16 protein-coding genes and 1 pseudogene are annotated in these 18,540 nt (G+C 69.9%); 6 read left to right on the top strand and 11 right to left on the bottom strand.

The genetic code is table 11. The features are described 5' to 3' along the window. Positions 1–68 precede the first annotated feature (68 nt). The 6 genes and pseudogenes from ACZYZ3_RS12550 to ACZYZ3_RS12525 form a co-directional block, all read right to left on the bottom strand. Positions 69–818: an ArsR/SmtB family transcription factor gene (locus ACZYZ3_RS12550; RefSeq protein WP_463964148.1), complete on the bottom strand. Its 750-nt coding sequence runs from the start codon at positions 816–818 to the stop codon at positions 69–71. 33 nt (positions 819–851) lie between these two features. After that, positions 852–1,751 carry a potassium channel family protein gene (locus ACZYZ3_RS12545; RefSeq protein ID WP_463964147.1) on the bottom strand — a complete coding sequence of 300 codons (900 nt, stop codon included), beginning with the start codon at positions 1,749–1,751 and terminating at the stop codon, positions 852–854. A gap of 81 nt (positions 1,752–1,832) precedes the next feature. Beyond that, positions 1,833–2,357, bottom strand: a complete 525-nt coding sequence (locus ACZYZ3_RS12540; protein ID WP_463964146.1) for a hypothetical protein — start codon at positions 2,355–2,357, stop codon at positions 1,833–1,835. A 98-nt stretch (positions 2,358–2,455) separates the two neighbouring features. Then, on the bottom strand, positions 2,456–3,259 hold the full coding sequence (gene heR / locus ACZYZ3_RS12535; RefSeq protein ID WP_463964145.1) for a heliorhodopsin HeR: 804 nt from the start codon (positions 3,257–3,259) through the stop codon (positions 2,456–2,458). A 326-nt stretch (positions 3,260–3,585) separates the two neighbouring features. Further along, positions 3,586–3,732: pseudogene (locus ACZYZ3_RS12530) on the bottom strand (ArsR family transcriptional regulator); the annotation flags it as partial. 44 nt (positions 3,733–3,776) lie between these two features. Further along, on the bottom strand, positions 3,777–5,351 hold the full coding sequence (locus ACZYZ3_RS12525) for a serine hydrolase domain-containing protein (protein ID WP_463964144.1): 1,575 nt from the start codon (positions 5,349–5,351) through the stop codon (positions 3,777–3,779). A gap of 71 nt (positions 5,352–5,422) precedes the next feature. On the opposite strand from ACZYZ3_RS12525, the gene ACZYZ3_RS12520 reads away from it, so the two are divergent. Beyond that, on the top strand, positions 5,423–5,758 hold the full coding sequence (locus ACZYZ3_RS12520; protein ID WP_463964143.1) for an ester cyclase: 336 nt from the start codon (positions 5,423–5,425) through the stop codon (positions 5,756–5,758). A 133-nt stretch (positions 5,759–5,891) separates the two neighbouring features. Here ACZYZ3_RS12520 and ACZYZ3_RS12515 read toward each other — a convergent pair whose 3' ends face one another. The 5 genes from ACZYZ3_RS12515 to ACZYZ3_RS12495 all read right to left on the bottom strand — a co-directional run bounded on the left by ACZYZ3_RS12515 (position 5,892) and on the right by ACZYZ3_RS12495 (position 11,300). Next, the gene (locus tag ACZYZ3_RS12515; protein ID WP_463964142.1) at positions 5,892–6,974 is read right to left on the bottom strand and encodes a glycerophosphodiester phosphodiesterase family protein; all 1,083 of its coding nucleotides are present in this window, start codon (positions 6,972–6,974) and stop codon (positions 5,892–5,894) included. 140 nt (positions 6,975–7,114) lie between these two features. After that, positions 7,115–7,396, bottom strand: a complete 282-nt coding sequence (locus ACZYZ3_RS12510) for a DinB family protein (protein ID WP_463964141.1) — start codon at positions 7,394–7,396, stop codon at positions 7,115–7,117. Between the two features lie 81 nt (positions 7,397–7,477). After that, positions 7,478–8,293 (bottom strand): alpha-amylase family glycosyl hydrolase, encoded by an 816-nt coding sequence (locus ACZYZ3_RS12505; protein ID WP_463964140.1) that lies wholly within the window; start codon positions 8,291–8,293, stop codon positions 7,478–7,480. Positions 8,294–8,297: 4 nt separating this feature from the next. Further along, positions 8,298–9,701: an aspartate aminotransferase family protein gene (locus ACZYZ3_RS12500; protein WP_463964139.1), complete on the bottom strand. Its 1,404-nt coding sequence runs from the start codon at positions 9,699–9,701 to the stop codon at positions 8,298–8,300. Positions 9,702–9,734: 33 nt separating this feature from the next. Then, positions 9,735–11,300, bottom strand: a complete 1,566-nt coding sequence (locus ACZYZ3_RS12495) for a CoA-acylating methylmalonate-semialdehyde dehydrogenase (RefSeq protein WP_463964138.1) — start codon at positions 11,298–11,300, stop codon at positions 9,735–9,737. Positions 11,301–11,424: 124 nt separating this feature from the next. Between ACZYZ3_RS12495 and ACZYZ3_RS12490 the strand changes: the two genes are divergently transcribed. From ACZYZ3_RS12490 to ACZYZ3_RS12470, 5 genes are all read left to right on the top strand, one after another. Next, positions 11,425–13,077, top strand: a complete 1,653-nt coding sequence (locus ACZYZ3_RS12490; RefSeq protein WP_463964137.1) for a PucR family transcriptional regulator ligand-binding domain-containing protein — start codon at positions 11,425–11,427, stop codon at positions 13,075–13,077. Positions 13,078–13,093: 16 nt separating this feature from the next. Then, positions 13,094–14,011, top strand: a complete 918-nt coding sequence (locus ACZYZ3_RS12485) for a LysR family transcriptional regulator (protein WP_354172070.1) — start codon at positions 13,094–13,096, stop codon at positions 14,009–14,011. A gap of 342 nt (positions 14,012–14,353) precedes the next feature. Continuing rightward, entirely contained in the window at positions 14,354–15,709 is a 1,356-nt protein-coding gene (locus ACZYZ3_RS12480; RefSeq protein ID WP_463964136.1) for an MFS transporter, read from the top strand. Between the two features lie 54 nt (positions 15,710–15,763). Next, on the top strand, positions 15,764–17,038 hold the full coding sequence (locus tag ACZYZ3_RS12475; protein ID WP_463964135.1) for a M20 family metallo-hydrolase: 1,275 nt from the start codon (positions 15,764–15,766) through the stop codon (positions 17,036–17,038). After that, positions 17,038–18,486: an amidase gene (locus ACZYZ3_RS12470; protein WP_463964134.1), complete on the top strand. Its 1,449-nt coding sequence runs from the start codon at positions 17,038–17,040 to the stop codon at positions 18,484–18,486. The genes ACZYZ3_RS12475 and ACZYZ3_RS12470 overlap by 1 nt, the downstream gene beginning before the upstream one ends. The last annotated feature ends 54 nt before the right edge of the window (positions 18,487–18,540 follow it).

The raw sequence follows: 18,540 nt of genomic DNA, 5'->3' as shown, positions 1-18,540 counted from the left end.
CGCCCGGCGCCCGCGTTGCGCCCGGCGCCCGCGCCGGCGGCCGCGGCGGCGTCCGCGTCGCGCCCGCCTCAGGTGTACATGAGGGAGCCCGGAGTGGTGAGGAGCTCGCCGGTTTCCAGCCAAGTCTTCAGGCCCGAGAGGATCATCGGCCAGCCGCCGTAGAGCTGTTCGTTGGCGCCTGCGCGGAGCTGGTCGTGGGTGACGGTCAGGCGGCAGGAATCACCCACCGGTTCAATCTCCCAGGTGACCCGGGACGTGCCTTCGGCCTTGACGTCCTCGCCCCAGAGCGCGCGCATGCTTTGGACGAGCCGGCGGGGCGGGTCCACCTCCAGGTTCTCGCCCTCGCCCAGGGGTTCCCCGCCCCTGGGTGCCATTTCAAACCGGGATCCCGGCGTCCAGTCCGAGGTGATGACGGACCCGAACTGGTACTTGCTGCGGATCTCGCCGTCCGTGATGGCCTCCCAGAGCCGCTCCGGGGTGGTCTTGATATAGATTTCGAAGATCTTTTCCATGGGACTTTCCAATCTGGTTTTGAGGTCGCTGAGGCCAGCGGCCCATGGTTCGGCATATTTGCTGACCCAGCGGTCGTGGACCAGCCGGATGGGCACCGGATTCAGGAAGTGGAGTTTCTCCCGCCCCCGACGGCGGGTCACCACCAGGCCGGCGTCTTCCAGGACTCTGAGGTGCTTCATCACGCCGTAGCGGGTCATCTCGAAGCGGGCCTCCAAGGCGTGGAGGGTCTGCCCGTCGTTCCTGAAGAGCTCATCCAGGAGATCGCGGCGGGTGGCGTCGGCCAGGGCCTTGAATACGGCGTCCACAGCTCCAGAATAGGTGACTGATTAGTCACATGTCTAGGGCTGGTTTGTGTCTTGTTCCCCAGGCCGAACGTGCCGGTGGTGCAGCTTGTAGCTGTCGAACACATCGGAAGACGTGGACCCTGAATGGCCGAATTTGCCGCGAAGGACGTCCGCCAGTCCGTCCATCGCCGCGTGGAGCATCCGGCCGGCGAACTGGAGTTCAGGGCTGTCGCTGCGCTGGGCATGGGCTGCCAGCTCCTGGGCGTAGGCCACCGTAGCCGGCAGGGAGCCGCGCTGCTCGACTTCACGGAAGTAATAGGTTTCGTGGAACGCCAGCAGATCTATGCTCACCAAAGATACGTTTCCCGCCATCGACTCCAGCAGCCCGGCGGCATGCCGGGGATCCAGGGACAGCACCCCTGCAGGACCTGCAGCCTCCCTGAACAGGTTCAGCTCGTGGGCAAGGGCCCGGCGGCGGTTCAGGGCCGGGTACATCTGCAGGATCCACGTGACCGTTGCCGTCAGCAAGCCGAAACCGGTGACGGCCTGGAGGGCCACAACCAGCCTGAGCACCGGATCCGCCGGCACGATGTCGCCGAACCCCACCGTGGAAAGAGTGACAAGGGAGATATAGAGCGCTTCGCCAAAATCACCCCGCTGTGGCACCCCGGCTCCATGAATAAAGCCGGCCGGCAGGTGCGGCAGATAGAGCAGGGCCCACCCGACGGCCGCCAGGGCTGCCCAGGCGCCAATGACAGCGGCCATGGCCAAAGGTGCTGCGATGAAGGAGCCCCGGCCCCGCAGTTTTCTGGACATCAGCCAGAATCCGCGCATGATCGCCCGGCCTACCGGACCGGACCCGTGCGGGTAAAGGAGCGTTCGAAAGACGTCGACGAGCATCAGCAGAACCAGCCCGGCTCCCAAAATTGTCCAGAGCGTGCCTTCGAAGTCCATGCCTCATCTTAGAAGCGGCACTCTCGATCGCCTGCAGCCGTGACGTGGCAGGGTCCACGCGCCGCAGCCGGTCGGCCGGACTCAGGCGGTGTGGCTGGGGGGCTGTTCGTGGGCGAGCGCCCTGACCCGTTCAGGGGTTACCTTGCCCAGGCGGCGGTCCGTCACTTCCCGCAGCTGGGCCGCCGCAGTCTGCAAGGCGAGCTCATCGTCGTCGAACTCTTCTTCTGGCTCGTTCTGTGAGGGGACGGCGTGTGCGCCGGGCTTCACCGGGTGGGGTGCCCTCTCCGATGCGGCTTCCAGGACGGCGAGCTCTCCGTCGCCTGCCAGTTCGCTTTCAGCCAGGACTTTCAGGACTTTCAGCCCGATCGTGCCGCGCTTCTTGTCCCCGGAGTAGACGGCGTCCAGGGCCCACTGGGTCCGCTTCCACCACTCGGCGCGATTGTCCGATTCAGCTTTCTGCTTCAGGGTCCACCAGCCGATTACCCCGGCGACCAGGGCCCCGAGGAGCACCGCCAGCGGGCCCAGAGCGGCAAGAATCTGCCACCACTCGGCGGGGCCGGTGTGCACGGAAACCTCGATGGGCGTCGGAGACGGAGTCGGTGGCATGCGACCAGCTTAGGCCGCGGCTCGGACGACGGCGACGGCGGCGCCCGAACGAGTTGCCGATGGGTGCGCCGAGGATGAGGCCAGCGCCCGCGGTGCGGTCAGCTGGTCAATGCCGGGATGATGGCGCCCGAGAACACCTGCCAGGCGAGGGCGGTCTTGGCGATGAGGCTGAGCGTGATGTAGACCCGTTCGCCGTAGAGGTAGTCGCGCCACGGACCCACCTGGCGGTATTGGAGCCACTGGTTAATCGCGAAGGTGTTGAAGAACAGGAACAGCGAGACGATGATGCCGTAGACGAAGGCGGGCGGCCCCACCGTGCTCGTGGACCCGGGGGAAAGGAAGTAGATCAGGATCGCGATCCAGGGCACCACCCCGGCCATGGAGCCCATAATGAAGGGCAGGAAATTACCGCTGCCAGGCTTCTCGTATTTTTCCTGCAGTGCACCGAAGCCGATCATCGCGGCATTGACGGCGAAGAGTGAGATCAGGGCGGCGATGTCGGTGATCCCTGTGGTCTGGGCGATGAGCCAGATCATCACGGACGAACTGAGCGAGTATTCGACCCAGCGGAAGTAGTTGTGGTTCGCCCGGAGCCCGGCACCGTAGCGCGGGAAAAACATGGGCGACGCTACGGCGAAGTGGAACAGCGCGGAGAGGGCGAGGAACACGACAACACCCGCACCCACGTTGACGGCAAAGAGTTCCACGCGCTCGGGTGGTACCGGGAAGCCGGGAGGACCTGCCATATAGTCCGCGGTCACACCGAACGTCACCTGGGTGCTCAGCATGGTGAGGATGATCGCGAAGCCGATGGCCTGGACGAGGTGAAGAGACCCAGCCACAAGGTTGTAAGGGCGAAGACGGCGGATGCGCTCGTCGGTGGTCCGGGTTGTGCGCGCCATGGGTGCTCCTCAATGAGCGGACAAACAGTCTCTTTTGCTCACGATAGCAGTCAGGCGCCCGCGCGTGGCCGCGGACAGGGCCCGGCAGCGCTCAGGCGGTCTGGCTGGGGGCTGTTCCCTGGCGAGGGCCTTGACCCATTCAGGAGTCACCTTGGCCTGCCGCCGGTCCGTGACTTCCCGGAGCTGGGCCGCCGCCATCTGCATGGCGCGGGCATCGTCGTCGAAGGCTTCTTCCGGTTCGACCGGTGAGGGGCGGCCTGCGCCGTGGCGCGGGCCTCACGGGCGTGGGCTGCCTGGTCGAGAGGCCGCTCCGACGCCGCTTCCCGCTCCAGGACCCTGAGGTGCTTCATCACGCCGTAGCGGGTCATCTCGAAGCGGGCCTCCAGGGCGTGGGTCTGCCCGTCGTTCCTGAAGAGCTCATCCAGGAGATCGCGGCGGGTGGCGTCGGCCAAGGCCTTGAATACGGCGTCCACGGTTCCAGAATAGGTGACTGATGGATCACGTGTTTAGGGATTTCTCAGGGAGTGTGCGCCCGCATCCTCAGGAGCAGCCACACTGTTCGCGGGACCGGCCACAGGATAGTCAGTGCAAGGACCGGCACCAGCGAGACGCCGACGTCGGGGAACTGGCGGAGGATGACGAACAGGTGGGTGTCGAACCGGGCGGGGGCGTAGATCAGGCACAGCCACAGCGCAAACCCGTCGAGGGCGAGGGCCGCGGCGGCCCAGGCCAGGGGAGCCCGCCGCTTCCCGGCAGGGGCATGTCCCCGCGGCAACAGGAACCGGAGTGCCAGCCACAGGCTCAGCAGCTCCGCCAGCAGGAGTCCGAGCGCGACCGCCCAGCTGTAGCGCTGAAGCCAGTCCTCGTGCACCAGCGCCGGTACCGGCGCGTGGCCGTGGAGAATCCGCAGGAGGTTGGTGTCGATCGCCTTCAGCCGGGACGGGGCAGCGGTGTCATTGCCGTTGATGACCAGGGCGACGCCGAGACGGGTGGACGGAACCAGGGCCAGGTAGGTGTGGCTGTTGCCCCATTCCCCCTGATGTTCCAGGAGTAGTGGCAACGTCTCATCGGGGGCGCGAGGTGCTGCGGGATCGGCGGACTCCACCAGCGGCCGGGTGAACCAGCCCATGGCGTAGCGCTGGGATTGGCTCACCTGCACCCGTGGCTCGAACATCGCCTCAATGCTCTCGGGCTGGAGGATCCGGGCGTCGCCGTAGCGGCCGCCGTCGAGCAGGGCCATCAGTTCGTGGCTCAGGTCCTTGGCCGAGGAGTGCATCGTGGAGGACGGCATTCCGGTGGTGGGAGCGGGGACGTCGGTCTGGCGCCACCACGCGCCGAACCACCGCGAGTAGCCGGCAGCCGCGTTGTCCGCGCGGGCCTCCGCCCGCGTCGGATGGCTGTTCGCCATTTTCAGGGGGCCGAAGACGTGCTGCTTCAGGTAGTCGCCGAACGGCTGGCCGGAGACCGTCTGCACCAGGAGGCCCAGGATGTTGAAGTTGGCGCTGGCATACCGGAAGCCCGTGCCCGGTTCGCCGGCCAGCGGCGATTCTGCCAGGGCCCGCACGCCTGCTTCGAGGGCTTCCGGTTCCTGCGCGTCGGAGGCCTCGAAGGCCGTGTCCTTCGAGGCCATGCCGCTGGCCTGATGGAGCAGGTGGCGGACGGTTATGGTTGGTGAGCGGCTGTCGTCCAGCGTGAACCAGGGCAGGTAGGTCTGCACTGGCTCATCCAGCCGCAGCCGTCCAGCCTCAACCTGCTGCATCACGGCGATGGCGGTGAGGGTCTTGCTGGTGGAGGCCAGCAGTACCGGTGTCTGCGCGGTCATCGGCCGTCCGGTGTCATCGGCGCGGCCAAAGGCTGCGGCGTGCACCTGGACCCCGTCCTGGACGACGGCGACAGCGGCGCCCGGAATTCCGAGGGCCTCGATTTGCTCCTGAAGGAAGGCGTCCAACTCCGCGTAGGCCTGCTCGGGATTCGGGGGTCCGGTGGCCGGCGCAGCGGAAGGGGCAGGTGCCGGCGGTTTGGCGCCGCCGAGGATGCCCGCGGCCAGGAAGCACAACAGGAGCCAGAGTGATGACCAGGATAAAATCCGCATGCCCGCACCTGCACTTCGGCTGACCGTCCCCTCACGGTAGGGCCGGGCCAAGGGGAAAACAATGGCGCACGGTGCCAGGGGTGGCCCTAACCGACCCAGCATCCGGTGGTTGCCGTCGTCGTCCGTTGGACTGGGGCGTGGCCGGCACGGCCACGATGCGGTCGGCTTTCCCGGATATCAAGGTCAAAGGGATCGCGCCCTCGTCGAGCGCCGGAAACATGGAGGGGTGCCACGTGGTCCTGACGGGCACCCATCGGGAGCTGGCCGGCGTCCCGGCAACGGGCAAGAGTGTCGATTTCGACTGCACTGACATCATTCGTGTCGAGGACGGCAGGGTGGCCGAGCGCTGGGGCAGAACGTACAACATGAGCCTCATGCAACAGATCGGCGCCGTGGCTGTTGGCTGAGCGGTACCGAAGTACGACGGCGGTCGCCAAGACCGCCACCGGACACAGAAAGGTCTGTCCACGTTTCCCCATGGAAACGCGGACAGCCCCCTCGTACGAGGAGTTTGGCGGGTGACCTCCCGCCGTCGTGCTTCTAGGCCTTCGGTGCGTAGGCCTTCGGCAGCTTCAGCCCGCGCTCCTCCATGACGGTGCGCAGGCGGGTGGGGTAGTCGCTGATGATGCCGTCCACGCCGAGGTCCATCAGGCGGTGCATGTCCGCCGTGGTGTTCACGGTCCAGGGGATGACCGGCAGGCCAAGTTCGTGGGCCTCCGCGATCATGCCGGGGGTGACGGAGCGGAAGGCGGGTGAGATGACGTCGTAGCCCTGGGCTGCCGCGGCCTTGGCGAGGGATCCGCCGTAGGTGTCGATGTCGATGCCGCCGAGGTTCGGGCTGGCGCCGGGCCGGCCGACCTGGAGCCAGGCGTCGCCGCTGGACAAGGCAACGAGCGGCAGCTCCGGGGCGATCTTCTTGGTCAGGTTCAGCGAGGACCAGTCGAATGACTGCACGGTGGTGCGCTCCGCCATGCCGGAGGCCTGGATCTCGGCGACCACGGCCGTGGTCAGGGCCACCATGCCCTCGCCGCCGGACTTCCCGTCCTCCACTTTGGTCTCGATGTTGAAACGGACCTTCTTGGCGCCGGCGTCGCGCACCAGCTGGAACACGTCCTTGAGCTCGGCGATCCGGTTGCCCTCGATCACGTCCTGCTCCGGGTACCCCAACAGCGGTATAAATCCGCAGTCCAGCGTCTTGATCTGGGCCAGCGACAGCTCGGCCACCCGGTCGCCGACGTACGGGAAAGCGGCGTCGCCCGGTGCGGCCGGTGCCGTGTCCACGCACTTGTCGGCCTGGATGGTGTCGTCGTGCCAGACGATGGTCTTGCCGTCCGAGGTCAGGTGGGTGTCCAGTTCCAGGGTGGTCACTCCCAGCTTCAGCGAGTTGGCGAAGGCGGCCAGGGATTCCTCGGTCCACTCGCCGCGGCCTCCCCGGTGCGACTGGAGGTCAAAGGAACCGTTGCTCTCGTTGGTCTTGATGCTGGCTTTTGCCTTTGCGGCAGCCGTTGCTGCAGCGTTCGACGACGGCGCGGAGCCGGCTTCGGCGTGTGAAGCGGCAACGGCGGGGGCCGCCAGAGCGGCGATGAGCGCGGCGGTGGCCGCGGCAGTCAGGACTGTGCGCATGGTGCTGGTTCCTCCTGGGTGTCGGTTACCGGCGCTGCGCCGGCGACCCGACAACACTAGTGAGGCGAGATGGACTGCCGTGTCCGGGGAACTGGACCCCGGGTGAACACTTCATCGCCGGGTGGTCGCCGAAGCCAGCTCTACAGGTGCGACCCCGCCTCGATCACTTCCAGATCACGGACGGCGTAGCGGTGGTGCTCCCACTCCTCGTTGAGGATGGTGTGAAGGCACGAGAGGACAGTCACCGGCTGTTCGGGGGCCCACGGGTTGCGGCGGGCCGTGGACAGCTCAGCAGGGGTAACAGTGGCGAGGAAACCCCGCACCATGGCGGCCCGGCCGGCCCGGACCTCGAGCACTTTGGCATACGACGGTGCAACGGTTGCGAAGACCGACAGATCGTAACCGTCGGTCCGGTACTCCACATTCGGTTGACCAATGGGGTGGTAGGCGCTTCAAGCTCAAATCTAGAAGGAGGCCATTTAAAGCCGCGGCCTCTCTTGACACTAGTGCGACTTCGTGAAAAGCACGGATCCGGCCGGCAGTCGCACCGGTTCGGTGCCCATGGCCACGGCGGCGAAGAAGCCGGCGCTGCGTTCGCAGATCAGCAGGTTCCCGGCCTCGATCCGCCAGATACCGCCGTCGTCCGGGCCGAACACTTCGTTCTTCCACAGCAGCCGGCGCATTTCCAGCGCCATTGTCACCAGCGAGAGCGAGAACTCCGGGTCCCGCTGCTGGCGTTCGACCGCGTGCGTGCTCCAGCCGGCGGGCTGCGGGAGCCACGGCTCCGCGGCAGCTTCAGCCAGCAAGAAGCCGTGACTCAGTGACGGGTTTTCCGTCCAGGGCAGCGGAACGCGGGTGCCGTCCCGGCTGACGCCGCCGCGGGCCCACATCGGATCCACCCGGGACTCGAACGGGACGTCCACCTCGGGCAGGCCGAGGTCCTGGCCCTGGTACAGGTACGCCGGACCGGGGGGCCCCAGCAACGCCACCAGCGCGGCGCGGGCCCGCAGCGCGCCCATCTCGCCGCCGCCGAAGCGTGTCACGGAACGGACAATGTCGTGGTTCTCCAGCGCCCAGTCCGCTTGGCTCCGTGCCAGAACACCCCGGGCGACGGCGGACATGTCCGCCGCTGCGGAGAGCGGTTTGAACCCCTTGCCACCAAACGGCCACGCCCAGAAGCGTATCCACCGCCCGGCGAGAGGGTCCCGGACGTTGATCTCGGCGACGCCCTCGACGGCTACACCCCACGGCTTCGAGCCCGCCGAAATCCCGGGGGTCTCCACGGGCTCGACGGACTCGACCGGCAGGTGAGGCTCCACGCGCCTATGGGGCGTCGATGAAGCCGTCCGCCACGTCCAGCGCGCGGTCCAGGATCGCCAGGCCCTCTCGCAGGTCCTCCTCGCTGATGTTCAGCGCCGGCACCACGTGGAGGCGGTTGAAGTTCGCGAACGGCAGCAGCCCGTTGTCCTTGCAGAACGTGACGACGGCGTCCATCGCCGGGCTGGAGGATCCGTATGGGGCCAGCGGCTCGCGCGTCCCGCGGTCTTTGACCAGCTCGATCGCCCAGAACATCCCGACGCCGCGGACCTCGCCGACGGACGGGTGGCGGGCGGCCAGGTCCTCGAGCGCCGGCCGGACCACGCGTTCGCCGAGCTCGGCGGCGTTTTCCACCATGCGCTCGTCGGCCATGGCGTTGATGGTCGCGACGGCCGCCGCGCAGGCCAGCGGGTGGCCCGAGTAGGTCAGTCCGCCCGGGTACGCCCGCTCGCGGAAAGTGTCGAACACCGCGCCGGAGATCGCGACGCCGCCGAGCGGCACGTAGCCCGAGTTCACGCCCTTCGCGAAAGCCAGCAGGTCCGGGACCACGTCCCAGTGGTCGACGGCGAACCACTTGCCGGTGCGCCCGAACCCGGCCATGACCTCGTCGGCGATGTACATGATCCCGTACTTGCGGGTCAGCTCCCGCACCCCGGCCATGTACCCGGCGGGCGGGACCATGATGCCCGCCGTGCCCGGCACCGATTCGAGGAGCAGCGCCGCGATGTTGGCCGCTCCCTCGAACTGGATGATGTCCTCCAGGTGGCGCAGCGACCGCTCCGTCTCTCCGGCCTCGGTGACCGCGTGGAAGGAGGAGCGGTACAGGAACGGCGCGAAGAAGTGCACGACGCCGGAATCCCCGTAGTCGTTGGCGATCCGCCGCGGGTCGCCGGTCGCGTTGATCGCCAGGTGCGTGCCGCCGTGGTAGCTGCGGTACGCCGAGAGCACCTTCTTGCGTCCGGTGTGCAGGCGCGCCATGCGGATCGCGTGCTCGACGGCGTCCGCCCCGCCGTTGGTGAAGAACACGTGGTCCAGGTCCCCGGGGGTCAGCCCGGCGATGAGCCGGGCGGCCTCGGAGCGGGCGTCGTTGGCGTGCTGCGGCGCGATGGTGCACAGCTTGCCGGCCTGCTCCTGGATCGCGGCGACGACCTTCGGGTGCTGGTGGCCGATGTTCGTGTTTACCAGCTGCGACGAGAAGTCCAGCAGCCGCCGTCCCTCGCCGTCCCAGAGGCGGGTGCCCTCCGCCTTGACAACGGTCATGGGGTTGATCTTGTCCTGGGCGGACCAGGAGTGGAACACGTGCGCGCGGTCCAGCTCGTGGGCCCGGCGCCCGGCGGCCAGCTCGGCATCCGTGGGCCCGGTGCCAGCGGAACCGGCGCCGGTGGTGGTGGAAATCAGTGTCTCGGTCATGGTGCTCCTTCGGGGCGCAGTGTGGGTGGGTGGCTAGTCGTTCTGCGGGAAGCCCAGGTTCAGGCCGCCGTGGCTGGGGTCCTGCCAGCGCGTGGTGACCACCTTGCCGCGGGTGAAAAAGTGCACGCCCTCGGTGCCGTGGGCGTGGGTGTCGCCGAAGAGCGAGTTCTTCCAGCCGCCGAAGGAGTAGTACGCCATGGGCACCGGCACGGGGACGTTGATGCCGACCATGCCCACCTGGATCTCGTTCTGGAAGCGCCGGGCGGCGCCGCCGTCGTTCGTGAAGATCGCGGTGCCGTTGCCGTACGGGCTGTCGTTGACCAGCCGCACGGCGTCGTCGTAAGCGTCCACGCGCAGCACCGAGAGCACCGGGCCGAAGATCTCGTCCGTGTAGATCGGCATCTCGACGGTGACGTGGTCGAACAGCGTGGGGCCCAGGAAGAATCCGGAGGGGCCCTCGGGTGTGGACTCAGCGTCGAACTGGTCCGTCGCAGCGGCGTCGACCCGGCCGTCCAGGACCACCGTGGCGCCGGCGGTCTCGCCGGCGTCGATGTAGCCGGCCACGCGGTCGCGGTGCGCCGCGGTGACCAGGGGCCCCATGTCGCAGCCGCGCAGGCCGTCGCCGGTCCGCAGGGAGCGGGTGCGCTCGGCGATTTTGGCGACCAGCTCGTCGGCGATGTCGCCCACGGCGACCAGCGCGGAGACGGCCATGCAGCGCTCTCCCGCGGAGCCGAAGCCGGCGTTGACCGCGGCGTCGGCGGCCAGGTCCAGGTCGGCGTCGGGCAGCACCACCATGTGATTCTTGGCGCCGCCGAGGGCCTGCACGCGCTTGCCGTTGGCGGTGCCGCGGGAGTAGACGTACTGGGCGATCGGGGTGGACCCGACGAAGGAGACCGCCTTGATGGAGGGGTTGTCCAGGAGCGCGTCCACGGCCTCCTTGTCGCCGTTGACGACGTTGAAGACGCCGTCAGGCAACCCGGCCTCCTTCCACAGCTCGGCCATCCACGCGGTGGCGGTGGGGACCTTCTCGCTGGGCTTGACCACGACCGTGTTGCCAGCGGCGATCGCCAGCGGGAAGAACCACATGGGCACCATGGCCGGGAAGTTGAAGGGGGAGATGATGGCCACGGGGCCCAGCGGCTGGCGGAGGGAGTGCACGTCGACGTTGGTGGACGCGCCCTCGGTGAAGCCGCCCTTAAGCAGGTGCGGCATGCCGCAGGCGAATTCGACGACCTCCTGGCCGCGGGTGACCTCGCCGAGCGCGTCGTCGAGGACCTTGCCGTGCTCGGCCGTGATGATGGCCGCGAGCTCGTGCTTGCGGGAGTTCAGGAGCTCGCGGAAGGAGAAGAGGACCTGCGCGCGGCGGGCCAGGGAGGTGTCGCGCCAAGCCGGGAACGCGGCGGCCGCGGCGGCGACGGCGGCGTCCACGTCCTGCTTGCGGGCCAGCGCCACGCGGCCGGAGACCTCGCCGGTGGCCGGGTTGGTGACGGCTGCGGTCCGCTCGTAGCCAGCTGCGGTGGCGGCGCCGCCGATCCAGTGGAGGATGGTCGGCGCGCCGGAGGTGGCCTCGGGGCGGGCGGACTGCTGGGTGATGGTCATCGTCACTCCTGGGGATCGGGGGTGGGGTTCGGCCGTGCGGCCCTGCACCCATCCTGTCCGCCGGCCCCGCCCCACACAACGGGCACTGTGTCGGAAATCCGCGAAGAATAGTTACACTGTGTCCATGCAGCTCAGCGTCCGGACCCTCCTCGCCCTCCCCGAACTCCAGGCCGCGGACCCCGAGCTCCTCGCCGGAGCCGAGGGCCTCGACGCCCCCGTCCGCTGGGTCCACGTCTCCGAGCAGGCCGGGGCGTCGGTGCTCCTGCAGGGCGGGGAGTTCGTGCTCAGCACCGGGCAGGCGTTCGACGGCGGGACCCCGCTAAGCGCGGCCGCCATGGTCTCGCACCTGCGCGGCTTCCGCGAGGCCGGCGCGGCGGGCATCGCCTTCGAGATCCTCGGGGACCGGCCGGCGACGGCGGCGCTGCTGCGCGGGGTCGCGGGGGCGGCGGGGCTCCCCGTGGTGCTCCTGCGCCGCCGGATCCGGTTCGTCGGCGTCACCGAGACCGTCCACCGCATGATCGTCGCGGACCAGGTGCGGCAGCTGGAGGCCTCGCGCCGCGTACACGAGGCCTTCACCGCCCTCAGCGTGGAGAACGCCGGGGCCGGGGAAATCGTCGCCGCCGCGGCCGGGCTGGCGGGGCGCCCCGTGCTGTTCGAGTCCCCGGACGGGACCGTGCTGCACGCGGGGGAGGGCGCCGGCGCGCTCGCCGCGGACTGGGCGAGCCGCCGGGCCGGGGCCGCCACGGCGGACACGCTGACCGCCCCGGTCGTGGGGGCCGGGCAGGACTGGGGCCGCCTCGCCGCCCCCGGGACCCCGCCGGACGACGCCGCCGCGGCCATGGTCCTCCAGCGCGCCGCCCAGGCCCTGGCCATCCACCACATGGCCGAGCGGGACCAGCGCGAGGTGGCCCGCCAGGCCGAGGCCGTGCTGGTCAACGAGCTGCGCCAGCCCGGGACGCTGACGGAGAAGCAGGCCCTGGACCGGGCCGCTGCCATGGGGTTGGTCGCCGGCGTCGCGTATGTCCCCGTGGTGCTCGCGCTCGACGCCGGACGCGGCGGGCCGCTCGAGGCCCAGCGCCGCGGACGGCTGGTCATGGACGCGCTCGCCCGGGTGGTGTCCGCCGCGCGGGCCTCGGCGCTGGTGGCTCGGCTGCACTCGGACCAGGTCGGGCTGCTGCTGGCCTTGCCGGCCCGTCAGCTCGAGGACCCCCTGCTGGCCCGCGTCTGCGCCGGCCTGGCGCGGACCGACCTCGACGCAAGCGGTGGTTCGGGGCAAGCGGGCGGCGCGGGTCGCGCCGGAGAGGGTCCCGGCGGCGGTCCTTGGTGGACCGTGGGCGTCGGGCGTACGCAGGCCTCGCTGCTGGACGCGGCCCTCGGTCTCGACGAGGCGGGGCACGTCGCGCAGGGGGCCGCCTCCTTGCCCGCCGCCGAGCGCGCACGGCGCCCGTACCACCGCTCCGCGGACGTGCGGCTGCGCGGGCTGCTGGCCGTCCTGCGCGAGGACCCGCGCGTGCGCGCCTTCGCGGAATCGGAGCTCGCCGGCCTGGCCCCGGCCGAGCTGGGGCTGCTCGAGCGGTTCCTGGCCGCCGGCGGCAACAAGGCAGCGCTGGCGCGCGGGGAGCTGGTCAGCCGCCCGGCGCTCTACGCGCGTCTGGACCGGCTGGAGCGCCGCCTGGGCGTACCCCTGGACGACGCCGAATCCCGCGCCTCCCTGCATGTCGCCGTCCTGGTCTCGCGGCTCGGCTCGCACCCCGGTGCGCAGCCCGGCGCGCGGTGACGGGCACAATGGGGGAGTGACCAAGCCCTTCACGCTCGTCCAGCTCCGCTACTTCGCCGCCGTCGCCGAGACGCAGAATATGACCGAGGCGGCCTTGCGCCTAAACGTCACCCAGTCCACGCTGTCCTCCGCGATCGCGCAGCTCGAGGGCGAGGTCGGCGCGTCCCTGTTCGTGAGGGTGCCGCGGCGCGGGCTGCGCCTGACCGACGCCGGCCGGCGGCTGGCCCGCGAGCTCGGCCCCTTCCTCGAGGAGGCCGACCGGATCAATGCGCTGGTCGCGGGGGAGGCGGACGCGCTCGAAGGCGAGCTCCGCGTGGGCCTGTTCGCCCCGCTGGCGCCGTTCCGCGCCCCGGTGATCCTCTCCGCGTTCGAGCGCAGCCACCCCCGCGTGCACGTCTCTTTCCTCGAGGGCGACCAGGAGTTCGTCCAGCGGGCCCTCGCCGAGGGGCGTTGCGACGTGGCGCTGATGTACGACATCGGACTGGAGGCGGGGTTCACCACGCACGTCGTCGAGCGCGTCCCGCCGCACGTGATCGTCCATGCGGGGCATCCGCTGGCCGCCGCCGCGGACCGCTTGGTGTGGCTCTCCGAGCTGGCCACCGAGCCGCTGATCCTGCTGGACCTGCCGCACACCCGGGAGTACTTCCTGCACCTCTTCCGCCTGGCCGGGGTCGAACCTCGGATCCGCCACCGGGCCACGGGGTACGAGACGGTGCGGGCGTTCGTCGGGAAGGGGCACGGCTACTCCGTACTCAACCAGCGCATCCACCACCAGCTGACCTACGTCGGTGACCGGATCGTCCCGCTTACGCTCGCCGACGACCTGCCGTCGATCGCCGTGGTGCTGGTCCGGCCCGACGGCGTCCGCCCAACTCGCCGCGCCCTCGCCTTCGAGGAGGTGTGCCTTCGGCTTTACGGGGCCACCCGCGGTTGACCTGGAGCCCGCCCAGTCATCGATTTTCTCGATGCGAACCAGCTAGAGAATCAATTAGACACGTGTGACCGGGGTCACGCAGACTGGGCTGACCAACGACTCCCCTTCCCGGACCCGGCGCAGCCGGGCACCGCGCGGACGCCGCAACGGCGCGGATCCGCACCGGGAAGGGCCACCACCCCACCAGGAGACCACGATGCCCGAGCAGGACCACCGTTTCCACGGTGTTTCGCGAACCCCCGGCCACAGCGCCGGAACGCGAAACAACAACGCACCGACAAATTCACCATCCCGAAACACCGTGGGCGCCCCCGGTAACCGCGCCTCCGTACGGTTGAATCCATGACAACCACACAGCAGCCAGCCCCCGCGACCGGCCCCGGCTCAGGCTCCGCGCCCACCGTCGAGTTCAACACGGGACGGAAGTCCACCGGTCTGCAGAAGCGCGTCCTCGCCGGAGGGAGCGTCGGGCAGTTCATCGAGTTCTACGACTTCTCGCTCTACGGACTCTCCGCCGTGGTGCTTTCCCAGCTCTTCTTCCCCAGCCAGAGCCCGGTCGTCGCCCTACTCTCCGTCTTCGCGACGTTCGGCGTCGCGTTCTTCATCCGCCCGCTCGGCGGTCTGTTCTTCGGCGCCCTCGGCGACAAGATCGGGCGGCGCAAGGTCCTGTACATCACGCTGCTGACGATCGGCGTCGCCACTGCGGGCATCGGCCTGCTCCCGACGTTCGACCAGATCGGCGCGCTCGCCCCGATCCTGCTGGTTCTTTGCCGCCTGTTGCAGGGCTTCTCCGCCGGCGGCGAGTCCGTCGGCGCCCCGGCGTTCGTGTTCGAGCACGCCCCCGTCGACCGCCGCGGCTTCTGGCTGAACATCACGCTCGCGGCCACCGCGCTGCCGTCCGTGTTCGCCGGCATCCTGATCCTGGTGCTCAGCCAGTCGATGAGCGCCGACGCCTTCATGAACTGGGGATGGCGCGTGCCGTTCCTGCTGGCCCTGCCACTGGCCGTGTTCGGCCTCTGGATCCGCTCCCGCACCGAGGAGTCGCAGGCGTTCAAGCAGGTCGCCGCAGCCGAGCAGTCCAAGGAGTACAGCCCGGTCCGCGAGGCCTTCCGCGAAAACCGCCTGCGCATGGTGCAGGTCGTGTTCGTCATGGGCCTGACCGCCATGGGCTTCTACTTCCTGGTGGGCTACTTCGTCCCGTTCGTGCAGACCAGCGGCAACCTCACCCGCGAACAGTCGCTCATGGCCAACGCCGCGGCGCTGCTCTTCTACGCGATCCTGCTGCCGATCTGCGGCAGGATCGGCGACAAGGTGGGCCGCAAGCCCATGCTGATCGCCGGCGCCGCGGCCATCGCCGTCTTCGCGGTCCCGTGCTTCATGCTCGTCACCAGCGGTTCGCTGACGCTGGCGATCCTGGGCCAGCTGCTGTTCGTCGTCCCGCTCTGCATCTACGGCGGCGGCTGCTACACCTTCTTCGTCGAGATCTTCACGACCCGCACCCGCTTCACCTCCGCGGCCGTGAGCTACAACCTGGCCTACGCCCTGTTCGGCGGCACCGCGCCGTTCATCGGCACCGCGCTGATCGGCGCCACCGGCAACAACCTCGCCCCCGGCATCTACCTGGCCGTGGCCGCTGTGATCGTCCTGCTGCTGCTGACGCTGACCAAGGTCCCCGAGACGCGCGGCAACCTGCACTAGCGGCAGGCAAGCCTGCACCCTTCCGAACGCACCTCACGCACAAGGAGAACCACCGTGAACGCCCAAGCATTCCTGATCGACTTCCACCACGTCGCCACCTTCGGGGCCACCGAGAACCACGGCGTCGACCGCCAGGCGGCCACCGCCGAGGACAAGATCAGCCGCGACTGGTTCGCCGCCTTCGCCGGGCAGCGCGGCTGGGAGACCCGGGTGGACGGGATCGGCAACATGTTCGCCCTCATCGAGTTCCATCCGGGAGCCCCGTACATCCTCATCGGCTCGCACCTGGACTCCCAGCCCCTCGGCGGCCGGTTCGACGGCGCGTACGGCGTGATCGCCGGGCTGCACGCCGCGGAGCGGGTGGCGGAGCGCGTGCGGGCGGAGGGCGCCCGCCCACCGTTCAACCTCGCCGTCGTCAACTGGTTCAACGAGGAGGGCGGCCGCTTCGCCCCCTCCATCATGGGCAGCTCGGTCTTCGCCGGGCTGATGGACCAGGAGCGCATGCTCGCGGTCCAGGACCTCCAGGGCACCAGCGTCCGCGAGGCGCTGGAGGCTATCGGCTACCTCGGCACGGACGAGCGCCCCGACGTCGCCGGCTACGCGGAGATCCACATCGAACAGGGCCGGATCCTGGAGCGCGAAGGCTACGCGATCGGCGCCGTCGACTACTCCTGGCACACGCAGAAGCTGGACATCGAGGTGCTCGGCGAGCAGTCGCACACCGGCGCCACCGCCATGGCGGACCGGCACGACGCGCTGGTCGCCGCGTCGAAGATCGTTCTCATGGTCCACGACGTCACGAGGGACTTCGAGGAGGAGGCCCTGGTCTCCTCCGTGGGCCAGCTGACCCTGGAACCCAACTCCCCGATCGTGGTCCCGCGCCGCGTGCACCTGGTCGCGGACCTGCGCTCGGCCAGCCCGGAGACCGTCGAGGCGGCCCGCGCGACGCTCCTGGAGCAGATCGCGGCGCTCGCGGCGGAGCACGAGATCCGCATCAACGTCAAGGACTTCGATGTCCGCGGCATCCAGCGCTACCCGGAGGAGGGCCTCGAGCTCGCGGAGAAGGTTGCCGCGGACCTAGGCCTGCGCGCGCGCCGCATCCGCACCATGGCCGGCCACGATTCGGTGGCCCTGAACCGGATCGTGCCCACCGTCATGTTGTTCTGTCCGTCCGTGGACGGCGTCTCACACTGCGAGCGGGAATTCACCACCGACGCGGACATGGTCGCCGGCGTCGACGCGATTACCGGCGTCGTCTGGGAAATGGTCCTCGGCGCGCTCGCGGGGGACCGCGAGCCGGTCGAGGCCGCGAGCGGGGCCGGCGCGTAATGGAGGAGCTCCACTACCTCGACGCCGCCACCGCGCTGCGCCTGTTCCGGGCCCGCGAGCTTTCGCCCGTGGAGCTCATGAACGCGGTCATCGCCCGGACCGGGGAGGTCAACGGCGAGGTCAACGCGCTCACCGAGACGCTCTTCGACGACGCGCTCGCCGCCGCGCGGCTGGCGGAGGCGCGCTACGCCCGGTCCGCGGACGACGCCGGCGCCCTGCCCGCGCTGCTGGGCCTGCCGGTGGCGACGAAGGAGAAGCATGCGCTCGCCGGGCGGACGATCGAACAGGGCCTGGGCTCCCATCGCGGCCGGATCGCTGCCGCGGACCACCCGGTGGTCGCGCGGATCCGGGCCGCGGGCGGGATCGTGCACGCGCGCACCGCGTCCCCCGAGTTCAGCTGCGCCACCGTCACGCACAGCCCGCTGTGGGGCGTGACCCGCAACCCCTGGAACCTGGACCGCTCGCCCGGCGGCTCCTCCGGCGGTGCCGGCGCGGCGCTGGCCGCGGGGTTCGCGCCGCTGGCCACCGCCAGCGACATCGCCGGCTCCACGCGCATCCCCGCCGGCTTCACCGGCACGGTTGGGTACAAGGCGCCCTACGGCCGCGTGCCCGGCGCGCCGCCGCTGTCCGCGGACTGGTACCGCGGGGACGGGCCGATGGCGCGCACCGTCGCCGACGCCGCGCTGCTGGCCAACGTCATGTCCGGGCCCGACGCCGGGGACCACTCCACGGTCCCGGCGGGGGAGCCGATCCCGTCAGCCCACGCGCCCGTCGCAGGAATGCGGATCGCGCTGAGTGTGACCCTCGGCGACTTCCCGATCGACCCTGCCGTGGAGGCCAACACCCGCGCCGTGGCCGCCGCCCTGCGCGACGCCGGCGCCGACGTCGTCGAGGTCGCGCTGCCGTGGACCACGGACCGGGTCCGGGAGACCATCTTCACGCACTTCGGCCACATCCTGGGACCGGCCATGGCCGCGGAGCTCGCTGGCGGGGACGCCCCGGTGGCGGCCTACACCACCCGGTTCATCGCCGACGCAGCGGCCGCCGCGGCGCGGAACACGCTGGCGGAGGGCCTGGCGATGGACGCACGGATCCAGGCAGAGCTCGCCGCGGCGATGTCCGGGTTCGACGCGCTGTTGTGCCCGACGTCCGGCGTCGCGTCGCTGGACGCCGCGGGGGACTACCTCGCCGGGATCGACGCCGGCGGGCGGCACCTGGAGCACTACTGGGAGGCGCACCTGACCAGCCCGTTCAACGTGGCCAACCGGTGCCCGGTGCTCGCTGTGCCCAGCGGCTTCGCGGCCGACGGCGTGCCCACAAGCGTGCAGGTGGTGGGGCACCCGTTCGCCGAGGGCAGCGTGTTCCGGGTCGGCGCGGCCATCGAGGCCCTGATCCCGTGGGCCCATCACCGCCCGTCCTTCAGAGGATCGCGCTTGCCGACGCCTTAAGGGCGTGGTCCCGGGAGAGGCGGACGACGGCGGCGCGTGGGTTCCAGCCGAAGG

This window comes from Pseudarthrobacter linnaei, from assembly GCF_055412825.1.
Note: the sequence above shows the minus strand (reverse complement) of the source record. Positions and strands in the feature narration are given on the sequence as shown.